Below are 26,450 nucleotides of genomic sequence, written 5' to 3'. Positions count from 1 at the left end.
TCAACGTGCCCCAATCATCTGAGGTTGATGCGCAGCACCGCCGCGCTGGCAAAAGGCAGAAGGGCGACCGTGGCGGCGGTGATCCCGGCCAGCATCAGCAGCGGGGTCTGGACCTCCATCCCGGTGGCACCACGGCGCGCGACCTCGGCCCCGAAGATCAGCGTGGGCATATATAGCGGCAGCACCAGCAGCGACAGCAGCAGGCCGCCGCGCTTGAGCCCCACGGTCAGGGCTGCGCCAAAGGTGCCGATCACGCTGAGCGCGGGCGTGCCGATCAGCAGCGAGACGACCAGCCAGCCAAAACCGGGGCCGGGCAGGTTCAGCAGCACACCCAGCACCGGCGCGGCCAGCACCAGCGGCAGGCCGGTGGTGATCCAATGCGCCAGCGCCTTGATCGTGACCACCGATTCCAGCGGCAGCGGCGCGGTGGCCAGCAGATCGAGCGACCCATCCTCCCAATCCAGTGCCAGCAGGCGATCCAGCGACAGCAGGCAGGCCAGCAATGCGCCCAGCCACAGCACCCCCGGCGCGATGGTCGCCAACAGCGAGGATTGCGGACCCACCGAAAACGGCACCAGAACGGTGACGATCAGGAAGAAGGCCAGCCCGAGGCCGAACCCTCCGCCCGCGCGGAAGGACAGTTTCAGGTCACGCAACAGCAGGGCGATCACAGGAAGCCTCCGTCGAAGTCATCCAGCGCCTTCGGGCGCGCCTTGTTGGGGCCGACATCCAGGACCTCACCATCGAGACCCAGGTCGATATGGGTGGCAATCAGGGCCGAGCCGCCGTGCCCCAGATGCGCCCGCACTGCATCGGCGAACATTGCCACGGCGGTCTTGTCCAGTGACACGGTGGGTTCGTCCAGCATCCAGATCGGTCGGCCGGTCACCAGCATTCGGGCCAGACCCAGGCGGCGTTTCTGGCCCGCCGACAGGTTGCCTGCGTGACGATCGGCCAGTTCGTTCAGGGCGAAGGCCTCCAGCGCCGGCTGTATGTCACGCGTGCCAAAGACCGAGGCCCAAAAGGTCAGGTTCTCGGTCACGGTCAGGGTGGGTTTCAGCCCGTCGGAATGGGCGGCATAGGCGATCCGGTCCTCGGCCCCTTCGATCCGGCCCGAGAGCGGCGGTTGCAGACCGGCCAGCGTGCGCAGAAGGGTGGTCTTGCCGATCCCGTTCGGGCCGCGCAGGATCAGCGCCTTGCCCGGGGGCAGCGCGAAACTGAGGCCTTCGAGCACGGGCACACCCCCTCGGGCGATGGCAAGGTCGGTCACGGTCAGTGTCATGAGACCCGCTTATCCGATTGGTTGCGGGGGAAAAAGGACGGATTTGCCGCAGGGCCTGTTGGCGGGGCGAGATGTGAGGGGCCAGATGAAGCGGTCAGACCGGCAACAGGGCCAGAGCGATGCGGCGGCCTTCGGACAACAGCACGTTGTAGGTGCGGCAGGCGGCGGGCGAGTTCATGATCTCGACCCCGATGCCGGCGTCTTCGAGGGTCGACCGCAAATCAGAGGGTATGTGAGACAGATCAGCGCCGGTGCCGATGAACAGAACGTCAACCTGATTGGCCAGCCCTAGAAGGCTCTCGCTGTCCGCAAAACCGCCCCACGGTCCCGTGCCTCCGGGCCCTGTCAGAACACTGCCTTCGTGAACCTCGCCGCCTATCCGGAAAAATCCCGGCCCATAGCCATCAATCGGAACTGCGTTGGTATATGTGATCTCGTTCAGGCGCATGTGATCTTCTATCCCCAAAGCGGCAAGCCCGACAAGGCCGCAGCAGCGATGACTGCATACGCGATCACGCGGTAGACCCGCTCCCTGGCAGGCTGAAACATCCAGCCGCCCAGCCAATTTCCTGCCAGATTCGGAACGGCAAGCGCCAGCCCCAGCCCAACCGTTGACCAGGTCAATTGCCCGAACACAGTGAGATACCCAAAGATCAGAAAATCAAACGCCAGAAGGAACAGCAGGATGGTGGCCCGAACAACTGCCACAGGCAACGGGCGAGACATGTAGAACAGGATTACCGCCGGACCCGGGATGCCTGCAACGCCCCCCAAAAAGCCGGCCGCAGCGCCGATGGCAGTTACCATGTTGCGCCGGACTGCGCCGTTGTACCGCAGCCCCGAAATCAGCACGACCAGCATGAACAGGGTCACGAGGCTTACGGCGTAGCGGAAAACCTCAGGCTGGACTCGGGTCAATATCGACAGTCCGACCGGCAGCAAAATTGCACACCCGACGACAAGTCGTACGAGATCGCGTTTGTCGACATCAACCCAGGCGCGGCGCAGATTGGGAAGTGGCCCGAAGACATCCATGCAGGTCAACGCGATCAAAGCCCCGAACGGACCAAGATAAGGCGTCGACAGCGGCAGAAAGATCAGCGCGGTGCCGAACCCGGAAAACCCTCGAACGATTCCACCCGCGAGGGCTGCAAAAATGATGACGGCCAATCCCGTTGGGGATTGGCCGAACACATCAGGCATCAATGTTGGCAAACTGGTTGCCGGCCGTGTTCGACGGCTTGGACCAATCGCGTTTGACCCCCAGCCACAGCAGGATGGTCGAGGCCACGAAGACCGACGAATAGGTCCCCACGATCACGCCCCAGATCATCGCGAAGACGAACCCGCGGATCACGTCACCGCCGAGCACATACAGCGAGACAAGCGCCAGCAACGTGGTGACCGAGGTCATGACGGTTCGGCTGAGCGTTTCATTGATCGAGAGGTTCAGAACCTCTTTCAGGTCCTTCTTCTTGTATTTACGCAGGTTCTCACGCACCCGGTCGAATACGACCACGGTATCGTTCAGCGAGTAACCGACGATTGTCAGAAGCGCGGCGATAATCGCGAGGTCGAACCGGATCTGCAGCTCGGAAAAAATACCGATCGTCAGCAACACGTCGTGCACCAGCGCGGCGACCGCCCCCAGCGCGAACTGCCATTCGAACCGAAGCCAGATGTAGACCAGCACCGCTCCGATCGCCAAAACCACGGCAATCACGGCGGTTTGGATCAGCTCGCCCGAGACTTTCGGGCCGACGGATTCCACCGAAACGAACTGGATATCTGGGATTACCGCCTGCAAGGCGCCTTCGACTGCCGCGATGGTGTCGGCCGTAACCGACTCGGCACCGTCCTGCGCTTGAATGCGGATCATGGCCACGTTCTCATCAGGCCCGAATGTCGGGTCGAAGATTTCGGTGATGGTGACATCTCCGAGGCCCAGCGGCGCAATGGCGTCGCGGTAAACACCGACGTCCAGCTCCTGCGTGCTCTGGGTCCGGATCGTGGTACCGCCCCGGAAGTCGATCCCGAAGTTCAAACCCTGCAGCATGAACGAAGCGAATGCGACGACCATCATCAGGCCCGAAATGCCCAGCCAGACCTTCCAGCGGCTGAAGAAATCGAACGAGGTGTTTTCGGGTACGAGTTTCAGTCTCATGTCAAACCTCGATCGTTTTCGGGCGGCGCCGTTCGAACCACATGATGATCATCAGTCGCGTCACGAAGATCGCGGTGAAGACCGACGTCAGAATGCCCAGGCCAAGCGTGATGGCAAAGCCGCGAACCGGGCCGCTGCCGATAGCGAACAGGATAACGGCGGTGATGAAAGTCGTGATGTTGGCATCCAGAATGGCCGACAGGGCCTTTTCATAGCCCAGGTCGATTGCCCGCGCGGGGCCTTTGGCCGATTTCAGCTCTTCTCGGATACGTTCGAAGATCAGCACATTGGCATCCACCGCCATACCGACCGTCAACACGATCCCGGCAATGCCCGGCAACGTCAATGTCGCGCCAATCAGTGACAACAGCCCAAAGATCAGCCCGACGTTAATCAGCAAAGCGATGTTGGCGAAGATGCCAAAGAGACCATAGCTGAGCGCCATGAAGATCAACACTGCTGCAAAAGCGACCGTGGTGGCGACCTTACCCGCGTCGATGCTGTCCTGGCCCAATTCCGGGCCGATCGTACGTTCTTCGAGGAACTCAAGACCCGCCGGCAGCGCGCCTGCACGCAGCAGAACAGCAAGGTTCGTGCTTTCTTCGACGGTGAAGTTGCCGGTGATGATGCCGGAACCGCCGGGGATATGGCTTTGGATCACCGGGGCCGAGATCACCTCGTCATCCAGTACGATCGCAAACGGAGCACCGATATTGTCACGGGTGTAATCGCCGAATTTGCGGGCGCCGGATGTGTTGAACCGGAAGCTGACCGCCGGGCGTCCGTTCTGATCGAATGAAGGCTGTGCGTCGACCAATTCCTCGCCCGTCACGACGGGTGCGGATTCGATGGTGTAGTACACGCCGTTTTCGTCGATCGACGGCACGACCTCTTCACCGACGCCAGGCACGACGTCCGGATCGGTGCCGCGGGCCACGACCGGATTGAAGGTCAGTTGCGCTGTGGTACCGATAATGTCCTTCAACTCGCTGGCACTGCCAATCCCGGGCACCTGAATCAGGATCCGGTCGGTGCCCTGACGCTGGATGGTCGGCTCACGAGTGCCGACCTCGTCGATCCGGCGGCGCACGATTTCCAGAGCCTGACGCACCGTGCGATCATCCGAGGCCAGTTTCTCCGCCTCGGATAGTTTTACGATCAGGGTGTCACCGTCTGCGCTGACTTCGATATCCGTGGCGCCGACCCCGGTCAGCGTCTGCACCTGACGGGCCAGCCCGCGCACCGCTTCCAGAGCGCTTGGCATCCCGTCCGGCTGGCTGATGCGAACACGAATCTCATCCGGGGCCGAGGGTTGGCGGCGGATGGTTCCGACCGTCGCCCGTTCGTCCCGCAGGGCGTCACGAACTTCGGGCCACATGGCCTCCATCCGTGTCTCGTAGACATCGCCAACCTGAACTTCGGCCAACAGATGCGCCCCACCGCGCAGATCAAGCCCCAGGTTGACCAATGACGACGGCAGCCAATCGGGCCATTGCCCCGCTTGCGCCTGCATCTCGGGCGTGTCGATGCCCAGTTCGATGGCGGCCTTGGCGTCGTTCGATTGTTCGACCCGCGTGTAAAACGCGTTCGGCAGGGCCATCAGCAGGCCAACCACGCAGACCAGCCAGATCAGGACCCGTTTCCAGGTATCAATTTGCAGCATTACCCTGCCTTTTCAGGAAGTTGCGACGCGAAGTTACTTCGCCGGTTCGGTCTTGTTCAGCACCTGAGCGATGGTCGACTTGACCACACGAACCCGGACGCCGTCCGCGATCTCGACCTCGATCTCGTTTTCGCCTTCCTTGACCTTCGACACTTTGCCGATGAGGCCACCCTGAGTGACGACCTGATCGCCGCGGCGCACTGCCTCGACCATGGCCTGATGTTCCTTCATCTTCTTCTGCTGCGGACGGATCAGCAGGAAGTACATGATCGCGAAGATCAGGATGAGCGGGAGAAACTGGGCGATTGCGCCACCTTCCATGGGACATTCCTTTTTTCTTGAGGTCGCGGAGTGAGCACCGCGAATTTGCCGGGAAACTATGCCTTGAAATCAACCTTTGCAAGCGATGGCCGACTTGGCATGCCGTGCAACAGTGTCACGATCCCCGAAGATGATGAATTACACCGCAGATATCCACTAGGATGGTGCGGGGCTTTGGGTATAGTCAAAGTCAGGGAGGACCCATGCGGAGTTTCGTCAAGTCCCCATTTCCATTGGGTGTTTTGCTGTCCATGCTGTTCGCGGCTTGGGCCTTTTCGGTGCCTGTCTTGGCGCAGGATGCCCCGCAGGACGTACCCGAAGCCGACAGCGCCGCCGCCGAGACTTTCATGGCTCCGGTCATCGTTGACGGCGACACCTTGTTCCACATTCGAGGCTCCAGCGCCCTGCCCGCGCCGGAAAGGGCCGAGAACATTCAGGATGCGATCATCAAGGTCGCCGAATCCTCGGATGCCACGGATGTCGACATCACCTATCAGGACACCGAGATAGGCACCCGCATTCTGGCGGACGGGCAGATGGTCACCATCGTCACCGAGGCCGATGCCGAGCTGGAGCAGATGGAACTGAGCGTCCTGACGGTCTTGCATGGCGACGCCATCCGTGACGCGATCATGGCTTACCGGGCAAACCGCACGGACGAGGCGCGTGTGTCCGGTGCGATCGAAGCGGCGGCGTGGACGTTGGGGTTCATCGTCTTCGTCCTGGTGATCCTGTGGCTGCACAGGCGCATTCGGCGACGCACGCTGATCTTTGTCCGGCGATACCTTAGGGACGTGGAGGAAGCCACCGCGAAAAGTGTACAGGCCGAGGCGATTGCCGCACTGATCCGATACGGGCTGAATTTTGGCCTGCTGATCATCTTCTTTCTGGGTTTCTATTACTATCTGTCGTTCGTTCTGCTGGCATTTGCCGAGTCGCGGTACTTTGCGCAGCTGCTACTGACCTACCTGACCGAACCGGTTCTGCTGATCTTCCGGGGTATCCTCAGCTACATCCCGAACATGATCATGCTGGCGTTGATCGCCTGGGTGACGATGTACATCATCAAAGGCATGCGGGTGTTCTTCGACGCGGTCGAGGCCGGCACTTTCGACATGGGCGATTTCGAGAAACACTGGGTCAATCCCACGTTCAATATCGCGCGTGTCGTGGTGATCCTGATCGCCCTTGTCTTTGCGGTTCCCTACATTCCGGGCTCGGATTCGGCGGCCTTTCAGGGGCTGACCATCCTGGTTGGTGCAATGCTCTCTCTTGGCGCGAACTCGGTTGTCAGCAACATGCTGGCTGGACTGTTCGTAATCTATCGCCGGTCGACCTCGATCGGTGACCGCATCCAGATCGGTGACCACATCGGTGATGTCGTGCAGATCAAACTCATGGAAACCCACCTGAAGTCCATCAAGAACGAGCTGATCTCGATCCCCAACGCCCAATTGATGAACTCGGACGTGGTCAATTTTTCCAAGCAGACCGACGGAAAGGGCCTGCTTTTGCACACGACGGTCGGGATCGGCTATGAAGAGCCCCCCGAAAAGGTCGAAGCCATGCTGATCGAGGCAGCCCGTCGCACCGATGGCCTTCGCGCCCGCCCCGAGCCCTTTGTCCTGTGGACCGCGCTGGCCGATTACGCGATCAATTACCAGATCAACGCCTACACGACCCGTGGCAACTCGATCCCGCGGATCAAGTCCGACCTGCACCGCAACATCGTTGAAGTGTTCAACGAGAACGGTGTTCAGATCATGACGCCGTCCTACGTTGCCGACCCTCCCGAGCCGAAGATCCCGACCCATCCATGGGACGGTCGACTGGCACATGACACGGTTGAAGACGCGGACAACTAGGCCGTTTTTCCAACCCGGTGCTACACCCTGCCCGTCAGATGGTGCATAAGCGGCCCTAGTGATTCATTTGCCAAGGATCTGACCTATGCACGACATCCGCGCAATTCGCGACAACCCAGCAGCTTTCGACGCCGCGCTCGCGCGCCGGGGGGAAACTCCGGTATCGTCAGACCTGCTGCGCCTGGATGAAAGCCGTCGGGCCAAGATCCTGGCAGCCGAAACGGCGCAGGCCGAACAGAACAAGGCCAGCAAGGAAGTCGGCGCAGCCAAGGCGCGCGGCGACGAAGCCGAGTTCGAGCGTCTTCGGGCACTTGTGGCCGAGAAAAAGGCCGAAATCGCCCGTATGCAGACCGAGGCCAAGGATATCGACGCCCTTCTGACTGACCAGTTGGTTCGCATCCCGAACCTGCCGGCCGAGGACGTACCCGACGGCAAAGACGAGAATGACAATGTCGAAGTCAAACGCTGGGGCACGCCGCGGGACTATGACTTTGAACCGAAAGAACACTTCGAGATCGCCTCGGTTCAGAACGGCATGGATTTCGAAACCGCGGCCAAACTGGCAGGATCTCGTTTCGTGCTGCTGTCGGGCGGTGTGGCGCGCATTCACCGGGCGCTCGCGCAGTTCATGCTGGATACGCATACCAACGAGAACGGTCTGACCGAAGTGAACGGCCCGGTTCTGGTGCTCTCCGAGATGATGCAGGGCACCGGCCAGCTGCCGAAGTTCGGCGAAGACAGCTACCAAACCCGCGAGGGGTGGTGGCTGATCCCGACCTCCGAGGTGTCGCTGACCAACATCGTCAACAATTGCGTCATCGAGGAAAGCTATCTGCCGCGCCGCTACACGGCACATTCGCTGTGCTTCCGCTCCGAGGCGGGCTCGGCCGGCAAGGACACGCGCGGCATGCTGCGCCAGCACCAGTTCGAAAAGGTCGAAATGGTTTCGGTCACGCATCCCGACAAATCGGACGACGAACAGCAGCGCATGCTGCGCTGTGCCGAAGGCATCCTGGAAAAGCTGGGCATTCCTTATCGTACCGTCGTCTTGTGCACCGGCGACATGGGGTTTGGCGCGCGCCGGACCTTCGACATCGAGGCCTGGCTGCCCGGCCAGAACACCTATCGCGAGATCAGCTCGGTTTCGACCTGCGGAGATTTCCAGGCCCGTCGCATGAATGCGCGCTTCCGGCCTGAAGGTGGGGGCAAACCTGAATTCGTGCACACGCTGAACGGATCGGGCCTGGCGGTGGGGCGCTGCTTGATCGCGGTTCTGGAAAACGGCCAGAACGTCGATGGCACCGTGACCTTGCCCGAGGTTCTTTCGCCGTATCTTGGCGGCAAGCTGACCCTGCAGGCTGACGGCACGCTGGCGTAACCTTTGGCGGTCACCCCAGCCGCGACCGCATTGCTTCAGATCAAGGCAAGGAAGTGACTAATTCTTTGCCTTTTTCTTGGCCTTCTTGTCCTTTTTGTCTTTCTTGGACTTACCGTCGGCCTTCTCTTTTGCCTTCTTGGACTTCTTGTCTTTTTTCGACTTGGCCTTGGATTTTATCTTTTCCTTCGCCTTCGAGATCGCCGCTTCCATCTCTTTCTTTTTCTTTGCTGCCTTTTCGGCCTTGGCTTTGGCCTTGGCCTTCTTCCGGGCCTTGGCCTCTGCTTCGGCTTTCTCGGCTGCCACCTTGGCTTCTGCCTCGGCCTTGCGCGCAGCAGCTGAGGTCCGAGATTGCGCCGTCTTGCGCGTTGGGGCCTTCGGTGGGCGGGTCTTGGCCACGAGTGCAGCGCCGGAGGTGGCCTGTTTGGCGGCGGCGATCAATCCGGGCCCCCGGCGCGCTCCGATACCGGGAATGGCGACCAGCGCAGCCGGCTTGGCCTTGGCCAGGTCCTCGGCCGTCTTGAAGCCATTGTCGTTGAGAGCGCGGCCAAGTGCTTCTCCGATGCCGCGAACCTTGGTCACCGCTGTCATTCCAAAACTCCTAAACGATCCAACTTAAAAACTACGTCCGACAGGCCGCAAGACAAGGCTTCGGTCTGCACAACCTTTGGAAAACCGTCCTTAACTGCCCCGGGCCAGCTCACCGGTTTCACCCTGCCGCGGAAAGGGAACCAGCCGCTTGGCATCTTCATCCCACAGCTTCAGGTTCAGCGCGGCCACCGCCTCGGGAAACTTGATCCGGCGGGGTGTGTATTCGGGTGGCAGGTTGTAGTGACAGGCGCGCAGCCGGTAGGACGGGATGCGCGCATTGAAATGGTGGATGTCATGCAGCGTGATGCAGGCGACCGCATTGTCAAACCACCATCCGAAATCCAGCGCTGACGAACCCTGAAGCGCCGCCAGTTGCGGGTCCAGATCCGGGCGGCGATCCCAGTAGGTGTCCTCGAAATTGTGCTGAAGATACACCAGAAACACACCCAGCATTCCGCCGAGAAACGAGAAGGCCAGCCAGACGAGTATGCCTGTCATGCCAGCAATCCAATACAACAGCCCGAGGAAAACCACGATGGACAAGTTGTGCAGCACGACCCCACGGACGCCGAACCGCACCGTGTTTTTGGGCCAGCGATAGCGGATGAAGTACGTGAACAGGGCCCCGACCGGCACCAGGATGAAGGGATTGCGGTAAAGCCTGTAGAACAGACGGGTTTTCCAATCCGCTTCATTCCATTCCCGCAAGGTCATCGTGTTGATTTCCCCGGTCTCCCGATGCTCGAGATTGCCAATGCCCGCGTGATGCAGGTTGTGGTTCTGTTTCATCACTTCGAACGGAGCGAAGGTGAACGGCGACAGCACGTGGCCAGCCCATTCATTCTGCCGTCGGGTTTCGAACAGAGAATGATGACCGCAATCATGCTGCAGAACATAGAGACGCACTGCCGAAAAGGCGAACACGATCCCGGCCGGGATCATGATGAACCACTGATCCACATAGACGATCGCCAGCGTCAGCGATGCGAAATACATCACGAACGTCCCGAAATAGCTGAGCGCGGCCAGCCGATTGTCCTGCACCGCGTACTGTCTCGTATATTCTCTCAGGTCCATCCAGCCAGCTCCCCACGATGGTCCGGTTCAATAGTCCTTGCGAAATTTTGCACGTCACAGGTACGCGCAAATCGCGCGCGAAATGAATGCACGCATGCGAATGCTAGCGCGATGCTTGGGGGCTGTCACGCCCCAAGCCCGAAAATGCTGAAAATTGGCGCAGTTACGCCTTGCCCTTGAGATGTTTGGCCAGCGCACCCGCGTTTTTCTTTCGCCGCCCCTTGTAGGGGTTCTTGTCCCCCTGGCCGCGCAGCGTCAGCCGGATCGGTGTTCCGGGCATGTCGAAATCCTCGCGCAGACCGTTGACCAGATACCGCGAGTAGCTTTCCGGCATCTTGTCCGGGTGCGAGCACATGACGACAAAGCCCGGCGGGCGCGTCTTTGCCTGGGTCATATAGCGCAGCTTGATCCTGCGCCCCTGGGGGGCTGGCGGTGGGTGCTGCTCCAACATGGCCGTCAGCCAGCGGTTCAGGGCCGCGGTGGGAACCCGACGGTTCCAGACATCGTGGGCGCGCAGGATCGCATCCCGCAGCCGCTCCAATCCCCTGCCCGTCTTTGCCGACACGGTCACCAGAGGTGCGCCGCGCAGTTGGGGAAGCAGACGTTCGAACGAGGTTTTGAGCTCGCGCAACTTCTCCTGCTTGTTATCCTCGACATCCCACTTGTTCACCGCGATCACTACGGCACGGCCCTCACGCTCGGCCAGATCGGCAATGCGCAGGTCCTGCTGCTCGAACGGGATCGCCGCATCCAGCAGGACAACCACGACTTCGGCGAACTTGACGGCGCGCAGGCCGTCCGACACCGAGAGTTTCTCGAGCTTTTCCTGTACCTTGGCCTTCTTGCGCATACCGGCGGTGTCAAAGATGCGCATGGGGGTGCCACCCCAGTCCAACTTCAGACTGATGGCGTCACGGGTAATGCCGGCCTCGGGACCGGTCAGAAGACGATCTTCACCCAGGATCTTGTTGATCAGTGTGGACTTGCCCGCATTCGGACGCCCGACAACGGCCACCTGCAACGGCTTTTCCGCAGTAATCGCAGGGGTTTCGCCCTCGGTTTCCCCATCCTCGTCCAGATCGATATCCGTTTGCGGAACGTCCTCTGGCTGCTTTTCTTCCATGGCGTCAGCCAAAGGCATCAACGCCGCATAAAGGTCAGTCATGCCTTCGCCATGCTCGCCCGACAGGCGGATCGGCTCGCCCAGACCCAGGTTGTACGCCTCGAGCACACCGGCATCCGCCGCCGCCCCCTCGGCCTTGTTGGCCGCCAGGATCACATGCTTGGACCGCTTGCGAAGAATCTCGGCAAACATCTCGTCGGTCGGGGTCAGGCCCACACGGGCGTCGATCATGAACAGGCAGACATCGGCCATGTCCACGGCACGCTCGGTCAGGCGCCGCATCCGGCCCTGAAGGCTGTCGTCGGTGGCATCCTCCAGCCCGGCCGTGTCGATCACGGTAAAGCGCAAGTCACCCAGCCGCCCTTCGCCCTCACGCAGATCGCGGGTAACGCCGGGCTGGTCGTCCACCAGCGCAAGGCGCTTGCCCACAAGGCGATTGAACAGGGTGGATTTGCCCACATTGGGGCGCCCCACGATGGCGAGGGTCAAAGACATGATACTCAACTTTCAAGACTCAGACGCGCCCTTTAACGCATCTCGTCGTCAACGGAAAGCGTGCAGTTGCCCTTTGGTCGAAACCACGTAGAGGGTCTGGTTCGCAACCACCGGTGCCGTTGTCGCCCCGCCCGGAACCTCGACCTGATGCACTAGCGTGCCGTCGACAGGGTTATAGAACCGCAGATAACCGTCGTTCGAGCCGATGACGATGCGTCCACCCGCCATGATGGGGCCGTAATGCGCAAAGATCGGTCCGCGACGGTTGGGCTTGTCCTTGACGAAGCCCGGCAGGTCGATGGCCCAGACCACAGACCCGTCTGACACGTCCAACCGCACCAACTGGCTGCGGTCGCTGATCAGGAATACGCTGTTGCCGACCGGCCAGACGGTATCGACCGCGCCTTCGAAAGCGGTCCAGATCCGTTCGCCCGAGCTGGCGTCGAAGGCGACCGTGCGTCCTGAGTGGTTGCCGATGTAGATCGAATTTCCGGATACGATCGGGCCGCCCGTCACATCCACGATCTGCGCTGCGGCCCGCCCCCTGCGGCCGCCGGCGACCGACGCGTTCCAGCGACGGATACCGCCTTTGCGGAAAGCGGCCGCCACATCACCGGACCCAAACGCAAAGACTGCAAACTCGTTCGCCAATACCGGCGCCGGAGCTCCCAGGACATTGCCGACGCTGGGCGTGCCCTCGATCTGCCAGGCAATGCGCCCGTCCTTTGCATCAACCGCCCAGCCAGTCTGATCCCCCGCCACAAGGTAAAGCAGGCCGCCAGATACCAGCGGCGCTCCGCTACCGGTCGCGTTTAGTTTCTTTTGCCAGCGAATACCGCCGGTGCGCGCATCCAGAGCGGTCAGACGGCCGAAACCGGACGAAACGTACAACGTGTTGTCTGCATAGGCGATGCCGCCCCCGGTTGCCTGCTCTTCGCCATCCGTGGCGGGGACCAGGTTTGTGCTCCAGACCAGTTGCCCCTGAGGAGAAACCGCGGAAACGGTTGCCGCCGCGTCCAAGGTGTAGATCAGGCCACCTGCGACAACCGGATCAGCAGTGATCCTTTGTTTGCGCCCGTCGCCGGCCCCGATCGAGGTTGACCAGATGCGCTGCGGCGCGGGGCTGAGCGCCGCGTTGGTGGTACGGAAAGCCGCGGTTCCCGGGCTCTGCGACCATTCGGCATTGCGCTTTGCGGCCGGCAGGCTGATCGGTTTGGCACCGGTTGTCTGAACGGTTTCCAGATCCTGGGCCGGGCGAATGTCTTCACGCTCGCCAGGCAGGATCACTTCGGGTTCCTCGCAGGCGCTCAGCGCCGTCAGCGCCAGGGCTGCGACCGGCAAACCAAATCGGAAAAATAGTCTTTTTGCCATGAAACTCCGAACTCGCCTGTCTTGGTTCACTGAAATGGGCCGCGTATCAACCCTGCTGTGCGGTGATCGGTTCGGGCGTTCCGCCCAGCGCGACGATCAATTGGGTTGCACGCTGCTGGATGTCGGCACTGACCTCTGCATCCTGACGGATGGCCTGCAGACGTTCCAGCGCAGCCTGAGTGTCACCATCGGTGAGGTCGATCAGGGCCAGTTGCTCTTCTGCCAGCAGACGCAGCGGCGCGCCCGGAGCGGCCAGCGCCTCGAACTGTTGCCGGCGCTCGGCGGCGGGCATGGTTTCGGACTGCAACAACAGGGCCTTGAATGCAGCGATCGAGCGGTAGATTTCCGGCAGATCACCCTGAACCGCAATCGCGTTCAGCTGTTTAACCGCCTGTTCGGCCGATCCCGACTCGGACAATGCGCCCGAGAGGAGAAAGCCCAAAACAGCCTGCTCGCCGGCCGAATTGGCCGTGACCTGCGCCAACGCTTCCGCACGTGCGGAAGCGTCGTTCAGCTGCATCGCGGCCAGAATATCGTCGCCCAGCTTCTGGGCCTGACTGGCGTCGCGCGCCTTGCGGTATTCATTGAAAGCCGCACCGCCCACGATCAGAACAACGGCCAGAACACCGACCCAGCCCCATCGACGCAGCTGCAGGTAGAGCCGGTCGCGGCGCACCTCTTCGGTGACCTCATCAATGAAACTGTCGACGTCGCTCATTCCTGCCCCCGGGCGTTGCATTCAGCTTTCTGGCGCCATGTCATACCTCGGCGCCATCAGCAAGCCAAGTACCCGAAATGCACAATTGCTCAGCGTCAGGGCGCTCTTGCGAAAAAAAATAAACCGAACTATTCAGTTCAGTATGGACTTCGCGCACGCACGCCCCCATGTCATTGCGTGCTCACCGGCATTTGTGCGGACATAATATTTTAAGGAGAATGACGGCATGCGATTGATATCCCTCGTCAACGCCGTATTGGTCATCGTTGCATTGTATTTCGTGGTTTTCGAGCGCGATGCCCTGTTTGTATTTGCCGGTCGCGAAGATGCTGCGAGCCAGTCTGACGCTGGCGCTGAGGCAAGCGACGCCTCCGCCGTGCAGGCCGTTGGGGTTGTCGCGTTGCGCTCCACTGCGCGCGAAATCGACAGCGCCGTTCTGCTGCGCGGTGAAACCAAAGCAATCCGTCAGGTCGAAGTTCTGGCGGAAACCACGTCAACCGTCATTTCGGAACCCAAGCGCAAAGGCACCTTCGTCGAGGCCGGCGATCTGCTGTGCGAATTGGATCCCGGCTCACGCCCGGCACAGTTGGCCCAAGCCAAGGCCGCCAAGCTGGAGGCGGAAAGCCGTGTGCCCGAAGCCGAAGCACGACTGGAGGAAGCGCATGCGCGCGTTGCCGAGGCCGAAATAAACCTGATTGCAGCCCGCAAACTGTCGGAAACTGGCTTCGGCTCCGAAACCCGGCGGATCGCGGCAGAGGCCGAGATGAGTACCGCAAAGGCCGGTATCAAGGCGGCCGAGGCCGAGTTGAAGGCCACCGAAGCCGGCATCGAGGCGGCGGAGGCGGCGGTTGCGGCTGCCGAACTGGAATTGGACCGCATCACCATCGAGGCCCCGTTTCAGGGCCTTCTGGAAAGCGATGCCGCCGAATTGGGCAGTCTGATGCAGCCCGGATCGTTGTGCGCGACCGTGATCCAGCTTGATCCGATCAAGCTGGTTGGCTTTGTTCCCGAAACCGAAGTGAACCGTGTCACCGTCGGCGCTCCGGCGCAGGCACAATTGGTGACCGGATTGCAGGTCGAGGGCCGCGTGACCTTCCTCAGCCGTTCGGCGGACGAAACCACACGCACGTTCGAGGTGGAAGTCACCGTCCCGAACCCCGAGCTTCTGATCCGGGACGGGCAGACCGCAAGCATCCGCATCGCGGCCGAAGGCGCCAAGGCTCACCTGCTGCCGCAATCGGCGTTGACGCTGAACAACGAAGGCCAGCTAGGCGTTCGGACGGTCGGAGCCGGTAATATCGTCGATTTCGTACCCATCCGCCTGTTGCGCGATACGGCCGACGGTGTTTGGGTCGGCGGTCTTGCGGAAACCGTAGACATTATCGTGGTCGGACAAGAGTTCGTGACTGCGGGTGTGGTCGTAGCGCCCACCTACAAGGACGTTTCCCAATGACGGGCATAGTCAGCTGGGCCGCCGACAGGGCCCGAATGGTTCTGGCATTCATTGCCATCTCGCTGATCATCGGCGGGTTTGCCTATGTCAGCCTGCCCAAAGAAGGCGAGCCGGACATCGAGATTCCGGCCCTGTTCGTGTCGGTTCAGTTTCCGGGCATCTCGGCCGAAGACAGTGAAAACCTGCTGATCAAGCCGATGGAAACCGAGCTTGCGGATCTGGACGGCCTGAAGGAGATGACCGCCACTGCCGCCGAGGGCTATGCCGGGATCGCGCTTGAGTTCGACTTTGGCTGGGACAAGACAGCCATTACCGCTGACGTGCGCGACGCGATGAACAGTGCGCAGGCAGACTTCCCCGAAGGCGCCGAGCAATACACGCTGACCGAGATCAACTTCTCGGAATTCCCGATCGTCATCGTGAACCTGTCGGGTGCCGTGCCCGAACGCACGATGGCGCGGGTCGCCAAGGATCTCCAGGACGAGCTCGAGGCGCTGGATTCGGTCCTTGAGGCCGGGATCGCCGGCAACCGCGATGAAATGCTGGAAGTGGTCATCGATCCGCTGCGGCTTGAGGCGTACAACGTCACCGCGGCCGAGCTGATCAACGTCGTGCAGAACAACAACCAGCTGATCGCCGCTGGTGAGGTCGAAACCGAACAGGGTGCGTTTTCGGTCAAGATTCCTTCGTCCTTCAAGACCGCACAGGATGTCTATGGACTGCCGATCAAGGTCAATGGCGACCGGGTCGTGACCTTGGGCGAACTGGCCGAGATCAACTACACCTTCGAAGACCGCGAAGGCACCGCCCGGTTCAACGGCGAACCGACCGTGGCGCTGCAGGTCGTCAAACGCAAGGGTTTCAACCTGATCGACACCGTGGCCCAGGTGAAAGAGACCGTCGCCAAGGCCGAGACCAAGTGGCCGGCCGAGCTGCAGGCTGCCGTGAATGTCGGCACGTCGAATGACCAGAGCCGCATCGTCGGCTCGATGGTCAGCCAGCTGGAAGGCTCGGTTCTGACAGCCATCGCGCTTGTGATGATCGTGGTACTGGCTTCGCTGGGTACCCGCGCGGCGCTGCTGGTGGGCTTCGCGATTCCGACCTCGTTCCTGTTGTGTTTCGCGTTCCTGGCCATCATGGGCGTCAGCATCTCGAACATCGTCATGTTCGGCCTGATCCTGGCTGTGGGGATGCTGGTCGATGGCGCGATCGTGGTCGTGGAGTATGCCGACAAACGCATCAAGGAAGGCGTCGGCCCGATGCACGCCTATGTCGAGGCAGCCCAGCGGATGTTCTGGCCCATCGTCTCGTCAACCGCCACGACGCTGTGCGCTTTTCTTCCCATGCTGTTCTGGCCGGGCATTCCGGGCGAGTTTATGGGTATGCTGCCGGTCACGCTGATCTTCGTTCTGTCGGCCTCGCTGATCGTGGCGCTGATCTACCTGCCGGTGATGGGCGGTGTCTCGGGCCGGTTGAGCCGCGTGTTCGACCGCAGCTCGGATTGGTTGCGCGCGCGGACGCCCTGGTGGGTGCGTGCCATCATGGTTCCACCGTCGGTCTACATGATCTTCCTGGGCGCAATGCAGCTGCTGAACCCCACGTATCTATTGCCGGAAGGCGCAGGCGGTGGGTTCTTGCTGGGCGCGGTTCTGTTCCTGTTCGGCGCCTTCGCCGGATCGGTCACGCTGAGCGCAGCCCGAATCGAGCGCAAGCCGGACGAACGTGTCCACACAGCCAAGGAACATACGCCCTTCGGCTATGTCATCAAGTTCCTGGTCGGCAATCCGATCATGCCGATCGTCTCGATCGTGGCGGTAGGCTTTGCGGTGATGACGGTGATGACCATGTATGGTCAGAACAACCGCGGTGTCGAATTCTTCGTCGAAAGCGAGCCGGAACAGGCCACCGCCTATGTCCGTGCGCGGGGCAACCTGTCGCTGGCCGAAAAAGACGCGCTGGTCTTTGAGGCCGAACAGGTGATCAGCCAGCATCCGGCGGTGATCAACGTGTTCTCGTTCGCCGGTGAAGGCGGCCTTAACCAGAACAACGGCGGGGCGCAGGCTCCGGCGGACACGGTGGGCCGCGTGCAGTTCGAGATCATCCCGTGGGAGGATCGCCCGAACGTGTCAGAACCTGTCGCAGGCGGATTGTTCGATAAGCACACCGTCGCGCCCGAGTATGACGGCGACTTCGTGATCGAGCAGTTGAACGCCGAGCTTGCCAAGCTGCCGGGTTTCGTTGTCGAGATCCTGCCGCTGGAACAAGGTCCGGCCTCGGCCAAGCCCGTGCACCTGCGGATCAAGGGCGACAACTGGGATGACCTGACCCGCGCCACGCTGACCGCGCGCGAGGTGTTTGAAAACACCCCGGGCCTGATCAAGATCGAGGACACCCTGCCCTTGCCCGGTATCGACTGGCAGATCGACGTCGACGTGGCCAAGGCAGGACGGTTCGGGGCCGACGTGGCAACCGTGGGCGCGATGGTGCAGTTGGTGACCCGTGGCATCCTGCTGGGCGAAATGCGCCCCGAAAGCGTGGATGAAGAGATCGAGATCCGCGTCCGCCTGCCCGATCAGGATCGGGTCCTGTCCACGTTGGATACGCTCAAGGTGCGTACTCCGGACGGGCTGGTGCCCTTGTCGAACTTCATCACCCGCAAGCCGGTGGCAAAGCTGGCCGAAATCAACCGCGTGGATCAAGAGCGCTATTACGACGTCAAGGCCGACGTGGAGTCCGGTCTGAGCAAAGTGGTGATCGACACCCCGGATGGAGAACAGCGGCTGGCCGTGGTGCGCGAAGTGACCGAAGGCTCGGAACCCGAAGGTGCGACGATCAATGGTGCCGATGGAACGGCTTATACTCTGGTTCAGCTGACCGGTGAGGACAGCTTGCAGGAGGTGCAGGCCGCCATTGATGACGGCGACGCCCGCCTGACGCTGATCAATCCGAACGAGCGGATCGCGGTATTGACCGAGTGGCTGGAGACTCAGCCCTTTGCCAACACGATCACCTGGGAATGGACCGGAGACCAGGAAGACCAGGTCGAAAGCCAGGCCTTCCTCTCCAGCGCCTTTCTGGCGGCGCTGGGTCTGATGTTCGTGATCCTCCTGGCGCAGTTCAACTCGTTCTACAACTCGGTGCTGGTGCTGCTGGCGGTGGTTCTGTCCACCACCGGGGTGCTGATCGGGATGATGGTGATGCAACAGCCCTTCTCAATCATCATGACCGGGACGGGCATCGTGGCGCTGGCGGGGATCGTGGTGAACAACAACATCGTTCTGATCGACACCTATCAGGAATACAGCCGCTACATGCCCCGGATCGACGCCATCGTGCGCACGGCCGAGGCGCGGATCCGTCCGGTTCTGCTGACCACCCTGACCACGATGGCCGGCCTGACACCGATGATGTTCGGCCTGTCGCTGGACTTCATCAATGGCGGCTATTCCATCGACAGCCCCACCGCTCTGTGGTGGAAACAGCTGGCGACGGCGGTGGTGTTCGGCTTGGGCATCGCCACGGTTCTGACGCTGATCGTGACGCCCTCGTTCCTGGCGTTGCGGGTGTGGGTGACCACCTACGCCATATGGCTGGGCAAGCTGTTGGCCCGCTTGACCGCCGGCCGTTCCAGCCAGATCGCGCAGGATATGGCGATCGGAGACTCGGCCCGCCGCATGCAGGCGACGGAAATCGTCTGGACCGAGGATGAGGCTGCTGATGCCGAGGAAAGCCCGGGCGACACACCGGGGCATCCGCTGAAAGCGGCGGAGTAACACCACAGGAAACGGGCCGGTACTGCCGGCCCGTTTTCATTTGGAACCCTAGCTGACGAGGTTTCAGGCCGCCTGCGTATCCGATTGTTGGCGGTTCCACAGTTGGGCATAACGCCCTTCACGGCGCAGCAGCTCATCATGGGTGCCCTGCTCGATGATTTCGCCCTTTTCCAGAACGACGATCTGATCGGACTCGGCAATCGTGCTCAGGCGGTGGGCGATGGTGATCACCGTGCGCCCTTCGCCTGCGCGGGCCAGGGCATCCTTGATGTCCTGCTCGGTGTCGGTATCCAGCGCGCTGGTGGCCTCGTCCAACAGAAGGATCGGCGGGTTCTTCAACAGCGTCCGCGCAATGCCCGCGCGCTGCTTCTCGCCGCCAGAGAGCTTCAGGCCACGCTCTCCCACCTTGGTCTCGTACCCCTCGGGCAGAGAGATGATGAAGTCGTGGATTTGGGCGGCTTTTGCGGCGGCTTCGATCTCGGCCTGCGAGGCCCCCTCGCGGCCATAGGCGATGTTGTACCGGATAGTGTCGTTGAACAGCACTGTATCCTGCGGCACCACGCCGATGGCGGCGTGCAGGCTTTCCTGCGTCACGTCGCGCACATCCTGCCCGTCGATCCGCAACGCGCCCTTGGTCACGTCGTAGAACCGGAACAGCAACCGCCCGATGGTGGATTTGCCCGAGCCGGTCGCGCCCACGATGGCAACGGTCTGCCCCCCCGGCACCACCAGAGAGACACCGCGCAGGATCTCGCGGTCCGGATCATAGCCGAAATGCACATCGTCCAGTTCGACCCGGCCTTCGGTGATCTGCAGAGGTTTTGCGTCTGGCTTGTCCACCACCTCGGCCGGCTGCTCCAGCAGCTGAAACATCTGGCCCATATCCACCAAGGCCTGCCGGATCTCGCGATAGACGGTGCCCAGAAAGTTCAGCGGCACGGTGATCTGGATCATGTAGGCGTTGACCATCACGAAATCGCCCACCGTCAACTGCCCGTTCTGAACGCCGATCGCGGCCAGAACCATTACTCCGATCAGGCCACAAGTGATCAGGAAGGACTGACCAAAATTCAGGAAGGCCAGCGAGTATGCCGTTTTCAACGCGGCCTGCGCATAGGCCTTCATCGACACGTCATATCGTTCAGCTTCGCGCCGTTCGGCGTTGAAATACTTGACGGTTTCGAAATTCAGCAGGCTGTCGATGGCGCGCTGGTTGGCCTCGGTATCCTGGTCATTCATCTCGCGCCGCAGCTTCACGCGCCATTCGGTGACCGTGAAGGTGAACCAGATGTACAGCGCGATGGTGACGGCCACCACGACCAGGTACCAGACGTCGAACAGCCACATCAGAACCACCGCTACCAGCAGCAGTTCAAGGATCAGAGGGCCGATCGAAAACAGGAGAAAGCGCAGCAGGAACTCCACACCCTTGACCCCGCGCTCGATGATCCGGCTGAGGCCGCCCGTACGGCGGGTCACATGATAGCGCATCGACAGCTGGTGGATGTGCTGGAAGGTTTCCAGCGCCAGCGCCCGCAGCGCGCGTTGCCCCACCGGCGCGAACAGCGCATCGCGCAACTGCTGGAACCCCACCGTCATCATCCGCGCCACGCCATAGGCCACGGTCAGCCCTACGGCGCCCAGCGCCAAAGGCGGCACGCCCTCGCCCGCCAACGCGTCAACCGCGCCTTTGTACAGGATCGGCGTATAGACCGCGATCAACTTCGCCAGAACCAGCATGGCCATCGCGAAGACCACCCGCCGTTTGACCCACGGCTCATCTTCGGGCCACAGGTACGGAGCCACTTTTCGGATGGTCAGCCAACCCGACTTGCGTTCGTCCATCTGTGGCATGTCTGCGGAATGCATAGGCGCAAGTCTTCTCATGTCTGACCCGGAAAGCTTCGAGGCCGGGCGAAAACCCGGCCCCGCAAGACCTAAGCCTTTATTCCGGGATGGTGAAGACCTGGCCCGGATAAATCAGGTCGGGGTCGCGGATCAGGTCGCGGTTCGCATCGAACAGGCGGACATACAGAACACCGTCGCCAAAACGCTCTCGCGAGATCGCCCACAGGGTATCGCCCTTTTGCACGGTAACGGACCGGATCGGCGTGCTCTGGTCGGCGCCCGGCACCGCATCCTGCGCCTCGGCCGCCTGCAGAACTTCAACCGGCTCGCGCTTGAACGGCGTTTCCAGACGGCTCAGCACCGTTCCGTCCGTGTCGACTTCGTCAACGCGCAGCGTATAGACACCGGGATCGACTTCTTGGATTTCCCCGCGCCAATCACCGTCCTGCCCTGGCGTGATATCGGCCACCAGCTTGTTGTTCAGATAGAGCCGAACCGCAGCACCCTCGGACACACGGCCGGACAATTGGACATCGCCAGCGTCGGAATAGCCGATCGTATCAAGCGCAACCTGCTCGGGCGACGCGTCTTCGGACGACGGCGACTGGACAAGCTCAACCCCTTCCTCACCGGACCGCAAAACGGCCACCTGCTGGCTTTCGCTGGATTGAGTCTCGGTCGTGGCCTCGGGTGAGGTTGCTTCTTCGTCCTGCGCCCCGGAAACGGTCTCGTCCGCTTGCGCGACCTCGGTGTCCTCTGCGACTGCGGCCACAGACGGCTGTTCCGCCGTTTCGTCCTGCGCTTCGGTGTCCGTGCTGGCGACTTGCTCGTCCTTAGCGGGTGGCGCAGGCGGCTTGGGCAACGCGGCGATCAGATAGTCATCCGATTGCGCAGACCGGGTACCGTCACCGGCTTCAAGAACCAGACCTCGCGCGGCCTCGCTGAAGGGGATGGTGACGAACTCGGCGAACTGGCCGCTGCCATCGACCGTGAAGCTGTGGATCGGCTCGCCATCCAGCAGGATACGAATTTGACTGCCCGGGTCGCCTTTGCCGGACAGCAGCGCATTGCCGTCGGGCTCCACGAATATCTGGTCGAGCGTCGGAGCAGTTGCGGCCGCGTTAGCCTCGGGTGTGGGAGCAGCCTCTGCCGGCTGTTCTTCAACCGTCGCGTCCTGCGCAGTCTGCTCGTCGGTCGCAGTTTTCTCTTCGGCTTCCGGCGCTGTTGCTTCTTCGGTCTCGGTCGAGGTCTGAACCTCGTCCGCGTTGTCAGGTTCCGCAACGACCTGCGAGTCCTCTGCATCCGGGCTTGGTGCCGGTGCAGCGGCTGGCTCAGTCGTCTCTTCGCTGGCGCTTTCGGCGACGGCCTCTTCCGTAGTGGACTGTTCAGACTGCGGCGCAGGACCGAAGACACCCGAAAGATACAAGCCCCCGGCGCCAATCACAGCCAAGATACCCGCAAGGATACCCCAGACGAATGCACCCGACCTACCGCTTCCCGATTTGGCGTCCATGTTTTTTCCTTCACTCCGCAGCGCAAATGCCTTGACTCAAAAGCTTTCCGCCGAACGGTTGAGCCAATTTACCAATCCCGCTATCACGGGTCAAAACCTCTGACACAACCCCGGAGTCGCTGTTTGATGTCCCAGAAATCGATCTGTGTGTATTGCGGGTCACGCAATGGCGCGAATTCGGCCTACACGAAGGCCGCTGGCACCTTTGGACGGCTGCTGGCCGCCGAAGGCTGGCGGCTGGTCTACGGTGCGGGTGACGTGGGCCTGATGGGCGAAGTCGCGCGGGCCACGCAAGCGGCCGGAGGCGAAACCTTCGGCGTGATACCGGTTCATCTGCTCCGGCGGGAAGTGGGAAAAACAGATCTGACGCGTTTCGTGGTCACCGAAACGATGCACGAGCGCAAGAAAGTCATGATCATGAATGCGGATGCCGTGGTCGTGCTGCCCGGCGGACCCGGGTCGTTGGACGAGTTGTTCGAGGCACTGACCTGGCGCCAGTTGGGCCTACATGACAAACCCATTCTGGTGATGAATGTGGACGGATACTGGGACGCGCTTCACACGCTTTTGGATCAGGTGATCGACGCAGGTTTTGCGGATGCCTCCTTGGCCCGTTTCATCACATGGGTAGACGACGCCGATTCCGCGATGAACGAATTGCGCAAGTTATTGAAATAATAGACGTCACGGGCGTCTTCCCCGCCCGTGAGTCCCGAACCAGCAAGATCAGGCGGTCGAGGTGCGCAGCTGACGTTGCAGCACCTTTTCGACCTTGTGCAGTGGATGATTGGTCAGGGTCTTGTCGACTTCGGCTACGACTTTGGCCAGAACTTCGCTGTGAAGGCGCCGGCGCAGCAGACCCAGGACCTGTGGGCTGGCAACCAGAACAAGCCGCTTGTACGCGCCCTTCAGCCCTTTTTTGTTGAGCAGGTTGGCCACGTCCTGAACGAACAGGGATTTGGCATGGGTGCGCCAGGTGTCTTCTTCCACCGCAGATTTCTGGTTCGGCCCGGTATCATTTCGCCGTCCCGCCCGATCCGAGGGCTTGCTCCGCGCGGCGAGATGATCCTGTTCCTCAACCGATACGACCACCAGATTGGGGTTCTCGGCATCCGTCACGTTTTCCGTGAACAGCGCTTTTTCCCCGTCGGCGATGATGACCCAAGTACCCTGTGCAAGTGCGACCATTGCGATCTCCCGTTGTGGTTTTCGTGGCCGTCCCCCGCCCGAACAAGAACAGCCAACATCTTGCACCCACGGCACAATTCGGCAGCTATTCCCTCATTGTTTTGGTTTTGGCGGTTCTCTCCTCCCGCATCTACCAACTAATCACTCTTTGGCGTCTTGCAACGGCGCATGCGCGCAAAAGTTGACGTATCGGCAAGTTTCCACCCGAAGCGCGGATCAGGCAGAAATCTCGACAAGCGTAATCTCGGGTGTAACACCAAACCGGACCGGAAGGATCGAGCACCCGATGCCGCCGGAAACTACCAGATCCCTTCCACCTTCACGCACAGGGCCATAGGCATAGCGATTGCCAAACCGCGAGGGCACCACGGGCGACCACCCAAACAGTCTGATTTGCCCACCATGCGTGTGACCGGACAGTGTCAAGGCAACGCGATCTGGCACTTGGGGAAATATGTCCGGTTCATGCGCCATCAGGATGACGGGCGCGTCATCGGTAATCTGCCGCAACGTGCCGGACAGATCGTCCAGGCCGCGGTATCGCCCATTGCCCTCCACGATGGCCAGTTGGTCTTCGAGGCCCGCCAGCCAGATTCCCGGACCATCCAGTTTCTGCGCAGAATTGGATAGGACCGGGATGCCACTCGCGGCCAACGCATCGGCATATAAGTTGGGCCCACCGCCCCGGCGTTGAGCGGCCGTATCATCCCACCAGTCATGGTTTCCCAGCACCGCGAAAACCCCATGGCGCGCGGTCAGTCCGGCAAGAACCGGGGTGATGTCCGCCATCGCGACAGGTTTCGAAACCATCCTGTGGCTGGCGGTGAAATCCCCCAGCAGCAAGACCAGATCGGCATCCAGCGCATTTGTGCGCCTTACGACCTGCTTGATACGCTTTACGGTAACGAATGGCTCGCCGGCATGAAGGTCGGCGATGACCGCGATCCGCAGCGGAGGCGCCGTCCAGTCCGCGCGCTTGAGCTTCCATTTGCGAACCCGCAGCCGCATAGCCGGTTCGATAAAGAACCCGTACAGCGAAACAACAAGGCCTGCCAGCGTCACCGCCAGCAGGCCCTTGATGAACCCTCGTCGGGTCAAGAGTTACATCCGCGATGCAACGTTTTCCCAGTTCACCAGGTTGTCGAGGAAGTTCGAGAGGTAAGCCGGGCGCTTGTTGCGGAAGTCAATGTAGTAGGAGTGCTCCCACACGTCGCAACCCAGCAGTGCCGTCTGGCCGAAGCACAGCGGGTTCACACCGTTTTCGGTTTTGGTAACCGCCAGCGAGCCGTCGGCATTCTTGACCAGCCACGCCCAGCCCGAACCGAACTGACCGGCTCCCGCCGCGCTGAACTGCGATTTGAACTCCTCGACCGAACCGAAGCTTTCAACCAACGCCTTTTCCAGCTCGCCCGGCATCTTCGACTCGCCCGGACCCATCATTTCCCAAAACTGGTTGTGGTTCCAAAGCTGGCTGATGTTGTTGAAGATCCCGTTCTGTGCGACGGCCGACTTGTCATAAGTCCCGACGATGATCTCTTCCAGCGTCTTGCCGTCCCACTCGGTCCCGGCGATCAGCTTGTTGCCGTTGTCGACATAGGCCTTGTGGTGCAGATCATGGTGATATTCCAGCGTTTCCGCCGACATGCCCTTGGCTGCCAGCGCGTCATGTGCATAAGGAAGATCAGGAAGTTCAAAAGCCATCTCGGCCCCCTGTAAATTTGTGTTGCGTTCCCAAGGTTAAATGCTTTGGCAACCGCCGCAGGTCAAGGCCCGAGCGCAGAAAACCCGGAGGTCCGCGATGCTGACGCAGGCGCGCAAGATGTTCTACCGTGCCCGCGGTCATTATGCAGGCAACCTGAATGGCGAGGTGTTCCGGCTGGACCCCTACCATTCGAAATTCTGGCGCAAGGCCTCGGCCGGCAACTGGGAGCCCGAAACCTTCGCCGTGCTCGACCGCCATCTTTCGCCAGACCGCGACTATCTGGACATCGGCGCATGGATCGGGCCGACGGTTCTGTATGGCGCGCGCAAGGCCCGGCATGTCTGGTGTTTCGAACCCGACCCGACCGCCTATCGCCACCTGGCCTGGAACCTCGATCTGAACGACATCCGCAACGTCTCGGCCTTTGGCGTGGCTTTGTCCGACCGGTTCGGCGTGGCCCGCATGGCCTCGGTCAGGGGCGAGCGTGGCGATTCCACAAGTTCGCTCTTGCATGACGGCGCGCATGGAACCGACGCGCTGACCATCGCCTGGGATCTGTTCGCCACAGCGACCGACCTGTCGGGCGTGTCGCTGGTCAAGATGGATATCGAAGGGGCGGAGTTTGCGGTTCTGCCAACGCTCTCTGACTGGCTACGGGACCAAAAGCCAGCCCTGTATCTGTCGCTGCACGCGCCCCTACTGGACAAAAACAACCGCGCCGAACGGGTCGAAGCCCTGCTTGCGACGTTGTCTTTCTACTCGAACATGCACGATGAAGCCGGGCGCCCAATCTCGGCCCAGGACTTGCTGGACCCGAGCGCTTTGACCCAGTACCGCAGCGTCCTGTTCACGGAATAGAGTTCCGTAACGGAAACTCTACCCAAACGAGAGTTTGCCCTTGAACACCCGACGACGCGGTGTTCATTTT

Annotated in this window: 23 protein-coding genes; 6 read left to right on the top strand and 17 right to left on the bottom strand. The window is 61.3% G+C overall.

Annotation, left to right across the window (positions count from 1 at the left end; genetic code table 11):
• Positions 1-14: 14 nt before the first annotated feature.
• The 7 genes from ccmB to yajC form a co-directional block, all read right to left on the bottom strand.
• A complete protein-coding gene (ccmB, locus tag ACR0NB_RS02715; protein WP_260063188.1) occupies positions 15-671 on the bottom strand; it encodes a heme exporter protein CcmB in 657 nt (218 codons plus the stop codon).
• Positions 668-1,282: a heme ABC exporter ATP-binding protein CcmA gene (gene ccmA / locus ACR0NB_RS02710; RefSeq protein WP_480774877.1), complete on the bottom strand. Its 615-nt coding sequence runs from the start codon at positions 1,280-1,282 to the stop codon at positions 668-670. Before ccmA ends, ccmB begins: the two co-directional genes overlap by 4 nt.
• 94 nt (positions 1,283-1,376) lie before the next feature.
• A complete protein-coding gene (locus ACR0NB_RS02705; protein WP_170599460.1) occupies positions 1,377-1,730 on the bottom strand; it encodes an Mth938-like domain-containing protein in 354 nt (117 codons plus the stop codon).
• 8 nt (positions 1,731-1,738) lie between these two features.
• Positions 1,739-2,485 (bottom strand): TSUP family transporter, encoded by a 747-nt coding sequence (locus ACR0NB_RS02700; RefSeq protein WP_480774876.1) that lies wholly within the window; start codon positions 2,483-2,485, stop codon positions 1,739-1,741.
• A complete protein-coding gene (gene secF, locus ACR0NB_RS02695; protein WP_475144332.1) occupies positions 2,478-3,446 on the bottom strand; it encodes a protein translocase subunit SecF in 969 nt (322 codons plus the stop codon). The genes ACR0NB_RS02700 and secF overlap by 8 nt, the downstream gene beginning before the upstream one ends.
• Position 3,447: 1 nt before the next feature.
• A complete protein-coding gene (gene secD / locus ACR0NB_RS02690) occupies positions 3,448-5,109 on the bottom strand; it encodes a protein translocase subunit SecD (RefSeq protein ID WP_170338516.1) in 1,662 nt (553 codons plus the stop codon).
• Positions 5,110-5,142: 33 nt separating this feature from the next.
• The gene (gene yajC, locus ACR0NB_RS02685; RefSeq protein ID WP_093962445.1) at positions 5,143-5,430 is read right to left on the bottom strand and encodes a preprotein translocase subunit YajC; all 288 of its coding nucleotides are present in this window, start codon (positions 5,428-5,430) and stop codon (positions 5,143-5,145) included.
• 203 nt (positions 5,431-5,633) lie between these two features.
• Between yajC and ACR0NB_RS02680 the strand changes: the two genes are divergently transcribed.
• Both ACR0NB_RS02680 and serS read left to right on the top strand, forming a co-directional pair.
• On the top strand, positions 5,634-7,295 hold the full coding sequence (locus ACR0NB_RS02680; protein WP_480774875.1) for a mechanosensitive ion channel family protein: 1,662 nt from the start codon (positions 5,634-5,636) through the stop codon (positions 7,293-7,295).
• 85 nt (positions 7,296-7,380) lie between these two features.
• Positions 7,381-8,673 (top strand): serine--tRNA ligase, encoded by a 1,293-nt coding sequence (gene serS, locus ACR0NB_RS02675; RefSeq protein WP_480774874.1) that lies wholly within the window; start codon positions 7,381-7,383, stop codon positions 8,671-8,673.
• Positions 8,674-8,730: 57 nt separating this feature from the next.
• On the opposite strand, the gene ACR0NB_RS02670 is transcribed toward serS, so the two are convergent.
• From ACR0NB_RS02670 to ACR0NB_RS02650, 5 genes are all read right to left on the bottom strand, one after another.
• Complete coding sequence (locus tag ACR0NB_RS02670) at positions 8,731-9,261, bottom strand: helix-hairpin-helix domain-containing protein (RefSeq protein ID WP_480774873.1); 531 nt, start codon at positions 9,259-9,261, stop codon at positions 8,731-8,733.
• 90 nt (positions 9,262-9,351) lie between these two features.
• Positions 9,352-10,338: a fatty acid desaturase gene (locus ACR0NB_RS02665; RefSeq protein WP_170366361.1), complete on the bottom strand. Its 987-nt coding sequence runs from the start codon at positions 10,336-10,338 to the stop codon at positions 9,352-9,354.
• A gap of 163 nt (positions 10,339-10,501) precedes the next feature.
• Positions 10,502-11,956 carry a ribosome biogenesis GTPase Der gene (gene der, locus ACR0NB_RS02660; RefSeq protein WP_170358691.1) on the bottom strand — a complete coding sequence of 485 codons (1,455 nt, stop codon included), beginning with the start codon at positions 11,954-11,956 and terminating at the stop codon, positions 10,502-10,504.
• A 48-nt stretch (positions 11,957-12,004) separates the two neighbouring features.
• Positions 12,005-13,327, bottom strand: coding sequence for a PQQ-like beta-propeller repeat protein (locus ACR0NB_RS02655; protein ID WP_480774872.1), 1,323 nt, complete (start codon positions 13,325-13,327; stop codon positions 12,005-12,007).
• A 46-nt stretch (positions 13,328-13,373) separates the two neighbouring features.
• On the bottom strand, positions 13,374-14,045 hold the full coding sequence (locus ACR0NB_RS02650) for a hypothetical protein (protein WP_480774871.1): 672 nt from the start codon (positions 14,043-14,045) through the stop codon (positions 13,374-13,376).
• A 226-nt stretch (positions 14,046-14,271) separates the two neighbouring features.
• On the opposite strand from ACR0NB_RS02650, the gene ACR0NB_RS02645 reads away from it, so the two are divergent.
• A complete protein-coding gene (locus tag ACR0NB_RS02645; protein ID WP_480774870.1) occupies positions 14,272-15,498 on the top strand; it encodes an efflux RND transporter periplasmic adaptor subunit in 1,227 nt (408 codons plus the stop codon).
• Positions 15,495-19,271 (top strand): efflux RND transporter permease subunit, encoded by a 3,777-nt coding sequence (locus ACR0NB_RS02640; RefSeq protein ID WP_480774869.1) that lies wholly within the window; start codon positions 15,495-15,497, stop codon positions 19,269-19,271. Before ACR0NB_RS02645 ends, ACR0NB_RS02640 begins: the two co-directional genes overlap by 4 nt.
• A gap of 63 nt (positions 19,272-19,334) precedes the next feature.
• On the opposite strand, the gene ACR0NB_RS02635 is transcribed toward ACR0NB_RS02640, so the two are convergent.
• Positions 19,335-21,140 carry an ABCB family ABC transporter ATP-binding protein/permease gene (locus ACR0NB_RS02635; protein WP_480774868.1) on the bottom strand — a complete coding sequence of 602 codons (1,806 nt, stop codon included), beginning with the start codon at positions 21,138-21,140 and terminating at the stop codon, positions 19,335-19,337.
• 76 nt (positions 21,141-21,216) lie between these two features.
• Positions 21,217-22,632 (bottom strand): LysM peptidoglycan-binding domain-containing protein, encoded by a 1,416-nt coding sequence (locus tag ACR0NB_RS02630; protein WP_480774867.1) that lies wholly within the window; start codon positions 22,630-22,632, stop codon positions 21,217-21,219.
• Between the two features lie 126 nt (positions 22,633-22,758).
• Here ACR0NB_RS02630 and ACR0NB_RS02625 point away from each other — a divergent pair, with 126 nt between their 5' ends.
• Entirely contained in the window at positions 22,759-23,310 is a 552-nt protein-coding gene (locus ACR0NB_RS02625) for an LOG family protein (RefSeq protein WP_480774866.1), read from the top strand.
• A gap of 48 nt (positions 23,311-23,358) precedes the next feature.
• On the opposite strand, the gene ACR0NB_RS02620 is transcribed toward ACR0NB_RS02625, so the two are convergent.
• From ACR0NB_RS02620 to ACR0NB_RS02610, 3 genes are all read right to left on the bottom strand, one after another.
• Positions 23,359-23,820 carry a host attachment family protein gene (locus ACR0NB_RS02620; protein WP_093962458.1) on the bottom strand — a complete coding sequence of 154 codons (462 nt, stop codon included), beginning with the start codon at positions 23,818-23,820 and terminating at the stop codon, positions 23,359-23,361.
• Between the two features lie 216 nt (positions 23,821-24,036).
• On the bottom strand, positions 24,037-24,918 hold the full coding sequence (locus ACR0NB_RS02615; protein WP_480774865.1) for a metallophosphoesterase: 882 nt from the start codon (positions 24,916-24,918) through the stop codon (positions 24,037-24,039).
• Positions 24,919-24,921: 3 nt separating this feature from the next.
• Positions 24,922-25,521: a superoxide dismutase gene (locus ACR0NB_RS02610; RefSeq protein WP_170358674.1), complete on the bottom strand. Its 600-nt coding sequence runs from the start codon at positions 25,519-25,521 to the stop codon at positions 24,922-24,924.
• Between the two features lie 97 nt (positions 25,522-25,618).
• On the opposite strand from ACR0NB_RS02610, the gene ACR0NB_RS02605 reads away from it, so the two are divergent.
• A complete protein-coding gene (locus ACR0NB_RS02605; RefSeq protein ID WP_480774864.1) occupies positions 25,619-26,380 on the top strand; it encodes an FkbM family methyltransferase in 762 nt (253 codons plus the stop codon).
• Positions 26,381-26,450: the final 70 nt, after the last annotated feature.

The organism is Ruegeria sp. CG3 (assembly GCF_056537205.1).
This window is presented reverse-complemented; position numbering and strand designations above follow the sequence as displayed.